This window comes from Mucilaginibacter sp. (genome assembly GCF_025359345.1).
In the GTDB taxonomy this organism is placed as follows: Bacteria; Bacteroidota; Bacteroidia; order Sphingobacteriales; family Sphingobacteriaceae; genus Mucilaginibacter.
Window position 1 is genome coordinate 185,585 of sequence record NZ_JANYGQ010000035.1, and the last position, 12,760, is coordinate 198,344.

Annotated in this window: 8 protein-coding genes; 3 read left to right on the forward strand and 5 right to left on the reverse strand. The window is 44.7% G+C overall.

Annotated elements, in window-relative coordinates; translation table 11 throughout:
* Nucleotides 1–6: 6 nt before the first annotated feature.
* From Q0R52_RS25400 to Q0R52_RS25420, 5 genes are all read right to left on the reverse strand, one after another.
* Nucleotides 7–999: a type IX secretion system membrane protein PorP/SprF gene (locus Q0R52_RS25400; RefSeq protein ID WP_295800376.1), complete on the reverse strand. Its 993-nt coding sequence runs from the start codon at nucleotides 997–999 to the stop codon at nucleotides 7–9.
* Entirely contained in the window at nucleotides 996–5,321 is a 4,326-nt protein-coding gene (locus tag Q0R52_RS25405; protein ID WP_295800380.1) for a gliding motility-associated C-terminal domain-containing protein, read from the reverse strand. The genes Q0R52_RS25400 and Q0R52_RS25405 overlap by 4 nt, the downstream gene beginning before the upstream one ends.
* 181 nt (nucleotides 5,322–5,502) lie before the next feature.
* Nucleotides 5,503–6,150 carry an FkbM family methyltransferase gene (locus Q0R52_RS25410; RefSeq protein WP_295800383.1) on the reverse strand — a complete coding sequence of 216 codons (648 nt, stop codon included), beginning with the start codon at nucleotides 6,148–6,150 and terminating at the stop codon, nucleotides 5,503–5,505.
* Nucleotides 6,147–7,469 (reverse strand): flippase, encoded by a 1,323-nt coding sequence (locus tag Q0R52_RS25415; protein WP_295800389.1) that lies wholly within the window; start codon nucleotides 7,467–7,469, stop codon nucleotides 6,147–6,149. Before Q0R52_RS25415 ends, Q0R52_RS25410 begins: the two co-directional genes overlap by 4 nt.
* Before the next feature lie 75 nt (nucleotides 7,470–7,544).
* A complete protein-coding gene (locus tag Q0R52_RS25420; protein ID WP_295800391.1) occupies nucleotides 7,545–8,573 on the reverse strand; it encodes an Ig-like domain-containing protein in 1,029 nt (342 codons plus the stop codon).
* A gap of 257 nt (nucleotides 8,574–8,830) precedes the next feature.
* Between Q0R52_RS25420 and Q0R52_RS25425 the strand changes: the two genes are divergently transcribed.
* From Q0R52_RS25425 to Q0R52_RS25435, 3 genes are all read left to right on the forward strand, one after another.
* Complete coding sequence (locus tag Q0R52_RS25425) at nucleotides 8,831–9,241, forward strand: hypothetical protein (RefSeq protein ID WP_295800394.1); 411 nt, start codon at nucleotides 8,831–8,833, stop codon at nucleotides 9,239–9,241.
* A 96-nt stretch (nucleotides 9,242–9,337) separates the two neighbouring features.
* Nucleotides 9,338–9,835, forward strand: coding sequence for a MarR family winged helix-turn-helix transcriptional regulator (locus tag Q0R52_RS25430; protein WP_295800395.1), 498 nt, complete (start codon nucleotides 9,338–9,340; stop codon nucleotides 9,833–9,835).
* Nucleotides 9,836–9,961: 126 nt separating this feature from the next.
* The gene (locus Q0R52_RS25435; RefSeq protein ID WP_295800398.1) at nucleotides 9,962–12,754 is read left to right on the forward strand and encodes a TonB-dependent receptor; all 2,793 of its coding nucleotides are present in this window, start codon (nucleotides 9,962–9,964) and stop codon (nucleotides 12,752–12,754) included.
* Nucleotides 12,755–12,760: the final 6 nt, after the last annotated feature.

The following is a 12,760-nucleotide window of genomic DNA, read 5'->3' on the forward strand; positions in this document are numbered from 1 at the left end:
GTCCTCTCAAAACTTAGGACACACCACCGACGGATTGGTTGTATGTTTAAATACATAGCTAATTGATAACTCAAACCCGCCCTGTCCGCTTGTTGCATTTTTAAACGCCGAGGTATTAAAATCGTAGCTCACCCCTATCACCATGTTCTTAAGGTGATAACCTACATCGGCTACTGCGGCATCGCCAATGCGATACATACCACCAAGGATGAGGCCGTTATCGTCCTGGAATTTCATTTCGGAGTATACCCCTAAAGCTTTAATTGCATTGCCCTGCTGACTTATATAAACCGCATGCGGGATAACGTCAAAATCGTCTGATGCTTTAATCTTCACCCCGGCGTGGGCGGTAAAACGCATGGGCAGCTTGCTGGTAATACTGCCACCGTTGGTAAAAGGGTCTTTAGGCGAAGTTAAATGCGCCACGCTTACGCCACCAAAAAAATTGGCCGGATGTGTAGGATCGCCATCGTAATAAAAAACGCCTGCGCTTGCGTCAAATACGGTTGCACTGGTGGTAGCAAAGGTTTCAAAACTGGCCGTATTGGGGTCGTAACCAATTACCGGGTTATACTGGTCGTCGAACTGTAGCCTGCTCGGGTCGAAACTACGGTTGATGATGCCTGCCTGCAAACCGAAACGCAGCTTTTTAGTCTCATCGTCAGATACCGAGAACCCATAGCTGTATGAAGCATAAGCGGCAAAATAATTCCACCCTGCTGTACCCGCGGCCTGGTTGATAATGTTAAGGCCCAACCCCGATTTTTCGCCAGCCTTAAAATCCATAGAAATGCCACCCGTTTTGAAGCCGCCGGGTATGGCGTTCCATTGATTTTTGGCATTGGCATTTATACGCAGGTCGCCATCAATAACACCGGTAAGCGCCGGGTTTAGCCAAAGCGGGTAAGCATAATACTGTGAAAAATGAGGGTCTATCTGCCCCTTAACAGAGCCGACAGCCATCAATATAACAGATATAAATACAATTATCTTTTTCACCGTAATAATGTAATCGTTCCTTTTTTATTCACCTTCTCGCCGTTGGTTAAAGTAATTTCAACATAATAAACATATACCCCGGCCGGTTCTGCTTTGCCTTTAAAAGTGCCGTCCCACCCATTTTGCTGGCTTTGCGACATAAACAGCAACTCGCCCCATTGGCTGTACACATAAAATTTAAGCGTTTTAATGTTTTCGTTGTGTACATACACCACATCGTTTTTACCATCACCGTTGGGCGTAAAGGCATTGGCCACAAACACTTGGTCAATAAGCGGGTTAACAGCGATTGCTGTTAATGGCGTTGAATTCGCACTTTCCTTGCAGCTAACGTCACCGGTGGCGCGCACAATTAAAGTAACGCTCTGCCCAATTTGCAAGCCTGTAACCGTATGGGTGGTACCATTGCTGCCCGAGCTTGGCGCAGTAAACGTTTGCCCATTGTCGGTGCTTACCAGGTACCCGTCGGCCCCGCTAACCGGCGACCATTCAAAAGTTATACTGGGCGCCTTTAAAGCTATAGCCTGTGGTACAGGGGCAGGTAATGGCTGAATAATTTGAACTTGCGCCGCTGCCCTCGTTGCAGATACGCAACTGTTGTTTACTGCTTCGGCATAATAAGTTGTGTTTGCGTTTACGGGCGGTGTGGTAACGCTATTGCCGGTAAACAATATGGCACCACCGGTTGCAGATGCATACCAGTTTACAGTAACGTCAAGGTCTGTATTATTTGATGTCAGCGAGGCGGGGGCGCCGGGGCAAACATTGTCGCCCTGTGCCGAAATAGTTGGCAGCGGGATTGCCGACACATTAACTACGGTGCGCGATGTTGAGGTACAGCCTGCGGAACTGGTGGCGTCAACATAATAAGTTGTGTTATTGCTTAACGCCGGTGTCGTAAAATCGGGACCGGTAAAAACTGACGTACCACCTATGGCAGCTGTGTACCAGTTGTAAGTCAGGCCGGCCTGGGGGTTCAATATGTTTAATACTGCCGGCGAGCCTGCACAGGTTGATGCCGGGTTTGTTTGGAGCATTGGCGCAGTTGGTACAGCATTCACAGTTACGGTTGCCGGGGTTATAACCGGGCTGGCGCAGGTTCCGTTTGAGGCCTCAACATAATAAGTTTGCGTGGTATTCAGTACTGGGGTTACAAAACTTGTTCCCTGGAAAACCGCATTGCTTTTATCCGATGAATCATACCAGACGTAGGTAAGCGCCGGGTCGGGCGAGGTAATTGAAATAGTTGTGGTATTGCCGGCGCATATCGGCGCTATAGGGTTTATCACGGCGTTGGCCGGTGTTTGGTTAACCGTAATTGTTGCCATGGCACTTTGAAGCGGCACCTGGCAGGCGCCTGAAGTAACATCGCGCCTGTATGAAGTAGTTACGGTAATAGTAGACGGGTCATAATCGATACTGTTGGCGCCGGGAATCAATGTCCAGGTTGCCGCTTTATCGGTTGAACTGTACCATTTATACTGAAATGAATTGGGGCCGTCGCCGCCATTTGGCGGGCTGCCTGAAATAGGTTGCGGATCAACACTTACGCAATACGGGAACGGCGGCACTAATATGGTATTGCTTGTTACAAGCTGCGTGATATGTATCTCAATAGCGGTGCTTATAAGCGGTGTGCTGCACGTTGCTTCTGTTACCACCCTGCGGTAAAACATAGTCGCCGTTAACGAAGGCGGATCGAAATTCTTACCAGTTTGCCCGTTTATATCGGTAAAATGCGCGTCAACATTATCTGGCGATTGCTGCCATTGGTATAAAGGCGAGCCGTCCCCGCCCGTTGGCGTACTGCCGGTGATCAGTCCGGCATCGCCGGTCGCGCAAAACTGGGTTGTTGCAGGTGGGGTGAGTGTATTCCCTATCAAGGCTTGCTGGATGGTTATAGTAACCTGCCCGCTAACCAGTGGTGTGGTGCAAGAACCTGATGTTACACTACGCTGGTACGTGGTCGTTTGTGTTACCAGGCCAGGCCCGTAGTTCTGCACATTGGAGTTGGGAATATCAGTAAAAGGCCCACCGTTTACCGACTGCTGCCAAACATAGATATACGATCCACTGCCGCCGGTTGGCACCGAACCGTTTATAAATCCCGGTGAGCCGCTCGCACAAAACGTAGTTGTTGCGGGTGTTGTTATGGTATTCCCCGCCAACGCAGGTTCAATAAATATACCAATTGAATTACTTGTTAATGGTGTGGTGCATAAACCGGATGTTACCGTGCGCCTGAACCAGGTTGTTTGCGTTATTGTTCCCGGGTCGTAATTCCGTATGTTTGAGTTGGGAACAGGCGTAAAAGGCCCGCCAAATGCGGATGCACTTTCCCATGAATACGTATAATTGACACCATCGCCCCCGGTTGGCGGAGAATCCTGGATAGGCCCCGGCGTATAGCTTGCACAATGGAAACCGGCCGACGGCGCAATCAATGTGTTACCGCCAAGCGCGGGTTGTACGGTAACCGTTACCTGGTTACTGTATACTCGTGTGCTGCAGGCACCCGAAGTTACACCTCGCTGGTAAATAGTTGTTTGGGTTACCAGTCCTGGGTCGTAGTCCTGTACGTTGGAATTTGGAATATCGGTAAAGGGCCCGCCATTTACCGAGCTTTGCCAAACTATGGTATAACCGCCCTTACCCCCGGTTGGAATAGAACCCGGTATTGGTCCCGGTGAGCCGCTTTGGCAATAGTCAGCTATCAGAGGCGATTGTATGGAATTGTTACCCACCGGAGGCTGCACGGTAATTACAACCTGGTTGCTTTTTAAAGGTGTATTGCAGGCGCCCGATGTTACTAAACGCTGGAAGTAAGTTGTAGTGTTTACAGTTCCGGGGCTGTAAGTGGCACTGGTAACCGACGGTAAGATATCATTAAAAGCGCCCCCATCGGGTGAACTTTGCCATTTGTAGCTGTAATTAACGCCGTCGCCGCCGGCAGGCTGCGTGCCGCCAATTGTGCCTGGGTCACCGGGGCCGCAAAACGCCGTGGGTCCGGCTGTGCTTATAGTATTATTGCTCAACCCCTTTTGTATGGTAATAATAATCTCCTTATCGCTGGCTACAAATGTTGAACAGGCGCCTGATTTTGCCAGCCGGCGAAAATAGGTTGTTTGAGTTAATGCAGGAGCGTTATAATCGAAGCTATGCGAATTGCCGGGCAGATCAGTAAAATTTACGTCGTCAGTGCTGCTTTGCCATTGGTAGGTAAATGACCCGCTTGTGCCGGCTCCACCCGAAGGCGGATCGGAGCCATTAAAAATTGCGGGAATGGATGGGCCGCAAAAAGTAGTGGTACCCGGTTGAAACAGGTGGTTATTTGTAATTGCTGATTGAATAGTTATGGTGATCTTATTACTCGTAGAAGGCGGAATACATGGTCCCGAGGTGGCCACCCGCTGGTAAACGGTTGTGATAGTTGATATAGGCGGGTCGTAGTCTTTACCAGTACCTGCAGGGCCACCGATATTAGTAAAAGCCCCACCGTTTATTGATTGCTGCCACTGGTAGTTATAAGTAACTCCGTCCCCGCCTGTAGCCGGATTGCCGTTAATAACACCCGCGTCACCGCTTGCACAGAATGTCGTTATAGGGGGCGCTGTTATGTTATTACCTGAAATTGGCGTTTTGGGATTTACCGTTAAATCGGTATATGAATCGTAAGCTGTGAATACACCTACTGTTATCCTGCGCCTGAATGTGTACAGCTTTGGCGCATTCACATTGCTTGAAAGCGTAGCTGTAGTATAATCGATACCGTTATTTATTCCCGCGGCTGCTGACCAGGTTCCGGTCGCCTGGTTTAGTATTTCCCATCGATATGTCCCGGCTGGTGTTGGTATATCACCGGTTAGCGTTGTTTGTGTTCCGCTGCATATTGCAGGGGGTGTCCTCGCAGGTGTTACAAAAACTGAATAAGAATTACCATCGGCAGCAAAGAACTTCGCGCTTGTTAAGTCATTTACCGTGCCGGAGGCCGGCGATAAAACTGCGGTTGCAGGATTAGCCTGTATCGTTGTCAACTGTGAACTAACATTAGCACCCGCATGTACGGGTATGGCAATATAATTGCCATTGATAAGGTCGTTTACAATTACTTCCTGCCCTATTTGTGCCGGTATTTTGAAAGAAATAATCAGGCTGGGCGCAGGTTTCTTTTTACCTGCAACTACCTTTACAGGCTTCAAATAGCCTGCATCGGCGTAAAAACATACAGACATAAAAAACGCCAGCAGTGCTAAAAAACGCATGCTTTTGTTCGTCATATCAATATAAAACACCTTAAGGTTTATCTGCTCAATAAGTATCAATAACGCCGATTATTAAAAAGTATATAAAGCTACCATTACACAGCCTGTTTAAAAAATATTTCTTTCGTGCTCCGATAGTTTTTTAAAGAATACTCAATAAAAATAAGGCAATTTAACACCCGTGCTAAAATTACTTATTAGTTAGGTGTTAATAATGGCAAAACCGGCCCGGGAGATACAACTAAATATCCAGGCAATTATCATCTTTATAGAAAACTGACGTCGACTTGCGGTAAAACAATCCCGGCGAAATACCGCTGAACGAAAGTTCCTTAAATCCTTTACTCTTCAAAAACATGATGCCTTCGCCGTAAAATTCGCGCTCCGAATCATCCAAAACAACCACACCATTTGAGGTTAATGCATCAACAGCCTGCTTGCAGCAATTCACCCTGTCGCGGCCATCCACGATAATAATATCAAACTTTTTTTCAAGTTTTAACGGCATGCGGCAATAGTCGCCATCGCGCACCAGCTCGCAAAAAATCATTTCAGAATTTTCGGGTTTGGTACTTACAATTTTTTCGAACCAAGCTTTGTCGTGTTCAACCGATACTACCTGCGCAGCATATTTTGCGTAGAAAAATGTAGAATTACCAGAACCAAACTCAAAAACCGAAAGGTTTTTCTTAAGGTGCGATTTTATAAAATCAATAAACGAATAAGTAACCCATGGAATGGGGTTGTTATGCTCATCAACCGGTGTTTTATGGTCATACGCATTAAACCAGCCAATCTCGTCTAAATAACCTTTTTCGTTAAATGAAAGCAGGGTTTTGAGTCTTTTGGGACTGGCAAATACTTTATAAAGCAACTTGAGTTTACTCATTTTTTAATGATTTTTTGAACCAGCGAAATTAGGAATAATGATTTTAACATCATTACTCCCTGCTCGCTAACTTTCGGTATCAATATAATTACAAATGTGGCGCTTGCATAGGCAACTAAAGTTGAAATAGCAGCACCCATCATCCCCATGTGTGGTATTAATATTAGGTTAAGTACAATGTTAATTACCGCGCCAAACCCAGTGCGGATAAAGGTTAGCTTGCTGAAATTTTCGGCAATTAAATACTGGCTGCTGGCCGCGCCCAAAAACACAAACACCCCCGACCATATGTGCACCGATAATGCAGGCGCTGAGTAATAGTATTCGGGTTTGAAAGGTAAAATGTGATAGATTAGCGGCGAGGCAAATGTTACTATGACGGCTATTGGTAAACTGATGTAAACCATCAGGTCATACAGGTTTTGAATACGTTTTTTGTAACGTCCGGGGTCGTCACGTTTAGCGTTTAGGATAGCCGGAAAAAGCGTGGTAACAATAACTGCAGGAATGAAATTCCACACTTCGCTTAAATTTGCAACGGTTGCATAAGCTCCCGCTTCTTTTGCGCCGGAAATATTTTGCACCATCAGCAGGTCTATCTTCATATAAAGGGCAACCATAATACCTGAAATGATAAGCGGCCACGAATATTTCAACAGTTTTTTGGACAATTCGAAATTGAACGTCCAGTTATAAACGCTGCGTTGCTTGCGTTGATAGGTAAAATAATAGCCTATAGAAAGCAGTAAAAAGTCGAACGTGTAGGCGTAAACAAACCAGATAAGCGGCATTTGCAGGTGTATCAGCAATAGCTTAACCGCAGCGGATACCAGGTTGCCTGTAATTTGAACCTGCATGATGTACTTTGACTGCACCTGGCTTTGAAAATACGAATCGATGACGTTGAAGGCCTGTATAATGCCTATTGCGGAAAAAATCAACACATAATGATAGGGCGTCCCCTTAGCGGGGTAAATGGTATATGCAAAATAAATAATTGGAACGCAGCAAAAACCGGCAAATATCTTCATCCAAAAGGATGTGCCTAAAATTTGGTCCCTGTTTTCAGGAAATTGATGAAGTTCTTTAACAATGAATTGGTCCAGGCCAAGTGCGGCCAGCGCAGAGGCGAAGTAGATGTAAACCGTACCGCCGGTTAAAATGCCATTGTTTTCGCGGTGCAGGTAGTTGGCTACCGCTATCCCCACAAACATTTTTATCGCCAGGCTGCCGATGCGGCCAATAAACATCATCCCGGTATTTTTAAAATACTTTTCGAGTGCCTGCTGGTCAAAACCTGGAATGGAGGGTAAGCGCATATTTTGCACAAAGGTATTAAAAAAAGGAAACCCGCCGTTTAAACGGCAGGTTTCCTTTTTTATGTCAGCATAAAATTAATTTAGATGTAAATAGCCGTTGCCATCGATATAAACAAAGCTACCGTCGGGCTTAACCGATATGCTTATTGCTGTTGCTGTGCTTATTGAAACTGCAGCCCACGAGCCTGTCGCATCTATTTTGGCAACCGCAGATGTAGCAGCCGCAGCCCCAGACGCAAAAACGCTGCCATTGGCACCGATACCTATGTCGTTAGCCAGGAAACCATTAATAGGATTCCAAAGCCGCGTACCATCGTATTTGTAAACGACGTTTGACAGGTTGGCAACATAAGGAATTCCGTGAGGGTCAACCGCTATATGGATGCCGGCGCACTCTGGCATAGTAACCCAATTGCTGCCATCCCACTTTGAAATGCTTTTGCCGCCGGAAGGTGAAACATCGTCTGTACCGATAATGAATGCAGAGCCATCAGCGCCAATGCCTATATCGGTAGCGGTACCAGGCATTAGTTGCCAGGCCGATGTAGAATCGCGGAAACGATAAACGAGATTTGATTTGTTAACCACCCATGGCTTTCCATCGGGCCCGACGGCTATCCGGACACCTGCGCACAAAGGCAGTTTATTTAATTTATTGCCTACAACTTTGTAAATGCCAAACCCGCCGGTGGGCGACACCAAATCAGTCCCGATGGCGTAAATAGAACCATCTGCGCCAACTGAAACATCAGATACCTTGGTATCCGAAATATTATTTCCCCCTACAATCACCACGCATTTTGCCGAAACAGCATAAGTTTTATGCACTGCTGTTATCAAAACTATACCTGCACGAAATGCAGTTATAAGGCCTGTTGCATCTATTTTTACAATTGAGGTATCAGATGAGGCCCAGTTAATCTGGTCGGCGTGATAATTCTTTGCGGCAAGATACTGAGTTGTGCCCTGTGTAATGCGGACAGTATCGAATGTAAGTTTGATCGAATGGTCTGGCTCTGTCTGAACGTCAGTAACCTTACTGCATGAATTCAGGACCACCATAAATCCAAGCACTGCAATAATGATAAGGTAAAGTTTTTTCATTAAATGACAATTATAGCCTCAAATATATTCTTTTTTTATCGTGATAAAATAACGCAGTCAGAGTAACATCGCGCAAAAGATTACTACCTGGCGATAATAGTGACTAATTTTGATGATGGATTTATCCATTGTTTATATTGCAACGCTAACTAACTACCACCTAATCTTGTACGGATTACCAATGTTTATTTACCATTAACATTTCATTAATAAATCCGTTTGCGTTTGTGGGGGGCTTTAATATCCAAATATTTGTAATGAATAAATTACAAAGTGGCATGTCGGCAGTGATTAACGTATTCGCGAGGTTTTTACTTTTTATAGCAGCACTGATAATTGTAATACTGCCGGTTTCAAACCTTATATCGGGCCAGCCGATAAATCATCATCACCACACACCGGTCAATAAACATAAACTTGTACATCATCAATATTTAGAACGCGGCGGACACGACATAAGCTGGGACTTTTTTAACAAGCGGCACCTTTCGGCTCCTCCTGTGCATTTTAAACTAAAAACTATCACCGCTATATGCCTGCTATTTAGTTTGTTTGCCGCCAGCTGCGTTTTAAAATCAATAAGCATATCAAGATTTAACTTTTTGCCGTGTAAAAGCCAGTTCCCGGCGCTTCAAAAGCACGTCATTTACCAAACCTTCCTTATTTAGCACTTCTCCGGGCATTTGCCCACAATCCGTTATAATTAACATAATTACAAATTACCGGGCAGCTGTTTTTCGGCACCGGGTACATCAATTATTATAATGAATTTTGGAGAGGATCTGAACGTGCAGGTAATGCAGGTAAATAAATCATACCAGCAATATTTATTTGGCGCACTTAAAGAAATAGAAATTTATCAGCATTACCCCATTATTCTGGCTATAAACCGGGCGGGGGGGCGTATAACGCAAAAAGCAATTTGCGACCAGTTACAGATAGAAAAATCAAATATCGTTGCCATAATAACATTGTTGATAAACAAAAACTATGTTACCAAAGAGGTAAATTTTAAAGACCGCAGGGGAAAGCTCATTACCCTTACCGCCAAGGCAAATTATTTGATTGGTATACTGGATAGTTTATTTACTGTTTTTGAACAACAGGTATTTGAAGATGTCACCTGGCAGGAAAGGTTCACCTGTCTGCGTGTACTGGCAAAGGTAAACGAAAAACTCAAAGCCACAGCCAGCAACGGTTCCGACTTTGATAAACTGGTAAACCAGGTGACATTATTAAATAATGACGATGTTTTGGCGTAATTATAGGCAATGGTTATGAAACTGAACCATTGGTAACACCTTATGCTGTAACATATAATGGTTTGATAATGGCAAAAAATTGTTACAGCATGCTGATAGAAATAGCTTTGCATCAAAATATTTTTAGTGAAAAAAGTTATATTCTTCGGCGTTGTATTGCCTCTGGTTTTTGTATGTAAAAATGTTGTTTTTGCACAGGGTACCGGTAAAATTGTTGGTAAAGTAATAGACAGCAAAACCAGCGAAACCTTAATAGGCGCAAGTGCCGGCATACACGGCACAGCAACAGGCACTGCTACCGATGTTGAAGGTCGTTATGTATTAGGCGGCATACAGCCTGGCAGCTATACCTTAATTATAAGGTACATTGGGTACGAGAGTAAAATAATATCAGACATAGAAGTTAAAGCCGGCAATGCCACCACGCTCGACGTTGCTTTAGCGCAGGCCCGAGCTTCAAACCTCAAAGAGGTGGTGGTTAGGGCAACTTACCGCCAGGAGTCAATAGGGGCCTTATATGCTATCCAAAAAAACAGCATTTCTATTTCCGACGGCATATCTGCCGAACTGATAAGGAAATCGCCGGATAAAAGCACCAGTGATGTTTTAAAACGGGTGAGCGGCACAACCATACAGGATAACAAGTTTGTTGTAGTGCGTGGCTTAAGCGACCGTTACAACAGCGCGTCGCTTGATGGCTCTTCGTTGCCAAGTACCGAGCCTAACCGTAAGGCGTTCTCGTTCGATATTGTTCCGGCATCATTAATTGATAACATTATTATCAGCAAAACTGCCACCCCGGATATGCCCGGCGATTTTGCCGGCGGCAGCGTACAAATACTAACCAAAGACATCCCCGACCAAAATTTCGTAAGTTTTGGGATTAGCTATGGCTACAATACCCAAAGCACATTTAAAGATTTTAAAGGTGGTTACCGCAGCACCAGCGATTACTTTGGGTTTGATGACGGCAGTCGGAAATTGACTGCTAACTTTCCAACATCAACTCAAATTGTAAACAGGCAGCTAACTTCAAAAGGCAATATCCAGGCCATTAACAGCTTAAATAACGATTTCAATATTTACACAAGCAAGGCGCTACCTACTCAAAACTACCAGTTTACTTTAGGCGATGTGCGTGAAATTGGCAAAAACAAAAATCGGTTTGGTACTACCATTGCATTAACCTACAGAAATTCGCAAACTGTAATCCCCGACCTGACGCAGCAGTTTGATAATTACGACTATCATAACCAGCAATATAAATTCTCAACCAACATCGGGGCCTTAACTAATTTTGCCTACAGCTTCGGCAAAAGTAAAATAACCTTTAAAAACCTATACAACCGCGTACTCGACGACCAGTTTACCTATCGCACCGGCCTTAATACAAGCACATCAACCACCGGCGATAATCATTTTTACGCTTTCGATCTGCTTGAAAAAGCCTTGTTTAAAACAACCCTCGACGGTGAGCACGGCCTTGGTGCAAAAAGCGCCAAACTAAAATGGAACTTAAGCTATAGCAATGTACTGAACGACCAGCCCGACCAGCGCAAAGTAAATTATAAACAAAACGCGCCCGGCGAGCCATACTTTGCACAGGTTACAGGCCTGCAAAAAGAGAATGCCCGGCTGTTTTCGCACTTAAGCGAAAATGTTTTTTCGGGCAAGGTGGATTTTAGCCTGCCGGTTAAAATGTTTGCCCAAAGTACTTTTAAAACAGGCATCTACTCGCAGTATCGTGATCGTACGTTTAACGCCAGGTTCCTTGGGCTGGTATTTAACACAAACGACCCTAACTACGATTCGAACACAATTTTACAACGCCCTATAGGCACCATCTTCGGGCAAAATGTAATCAACGCAGGCTTATATAACCTCGACGAACTATCAAACCCTACCGACAGGTATACCGCCAACAGCTTAACCAACTCGGCATATGCCATGCTTGATAATAAAATGGGCGAAAATGTAAGAATTGTTTATGGTTTGAGAGTCGAAAAATTCAACCTGAAACTGCGTACCCAGGAAACCAATGTAAAGCAGCCACGCACCGATTTAGACAATACCGACTTACTGCCGTCAGTTAACTTTACTTACAGCTTAACAAAAAAAGCAAATTTCAGAGCGTCATACTATCGCACCGTTGCAAGGCCTGAGTTGCGCGAGGTAGCCCCCTTTCCATATTATGACTATGAACTGTTATCAACCATACAAGGCGAACCTTCATTAAAGCGTACCACTATCGATAACGCCGATATCAGGTATGAGTTTTATCCTTCGGCAGGACAAATATTCTCTATTTCGGCATTTTATAAAAACTTCACCAATGCCATTGAACCGGTTATTGATGATGTAAACTCGTCAAATACTATCAGTTATTTTAATTCAAAATCGGCCTACGTTTACGGTTTTGAGTTAGAGGCCCGCAAAACGCTCGATTTTTTAAGCAGCGGGGCTTTTTTTAAAGCGACCACGGCTTACGCAAACTTCTCTTATAACAAATCAAAAGTTACCAACCCTAACGATGGGGTTAACCGGTTAGAAAAATCGAGGCCCCTTGTTGGCCAGTCGCCATACGTTATAAACGCAGGGTTACAGCATACCGAATTTGATAACAAGCTTTCGTTGAACGTACTATTTAACCGCCTGGGCAAAAGAATATTTTATGCCGGCGGCGAACGTTTCCCAAGCGTTTATGAAAGCCCGCGCAATGTGCTCGATTTCCAGGCAGGCTATAAAGTACTGAAAAGCAAAGGCGAAATTAAGTTTAACGGGGGCGATATCCTGAACCAGAAATACGATTTCACCTATCAGCTTAATGGTAAAACATACACCCCGCCGGGTACAGGCTACACTTTCAGGCGGTACAAGCCCGGCGCAAATTATTCAATCGCATTTAATTACACATTTTAAATAACT

Bases quoted from the DNA above. Each gene is read 5' to 3' on its own strand.
- Q0R52_RS25430 (WP_295800395.1), top strand. From the start codon at position 9,338: ATGAATTTTGGAGAGGATCTGAACGTGCAGGTAATGCAGGTAAATAAA.
- Q0R52_RS25410 (WP_295800383.1), bottom strand. From the start codon at position 6,150: ATGAGTAAACTCAAGTTGCTTTATAAAGTATTTGCCAGTCCCAAAAGA.
- Q0R52_RS25425 (WP_295800394.1), top strand. From the start codon at position 8,831: ATGAATAAATTACAAAGTGGCATGTCGGCAGTGATTAACGTATTCGCG.
- Q0R52_RS25420 (WP_295800391.1), bottom strand. From the start codon at position 8,573: ATGAAAAAACTTTACCTTATCATTATTGCAGTGCTTGGATTTATGGTG.
- Q0R52_RS25415 (WP_295800389.1), bottom strand. From the start codon at position 7,469: ATGCGCTTACCCTCCATTCCAGGTTTTGACCAGCAGGCACTCGAAAAG.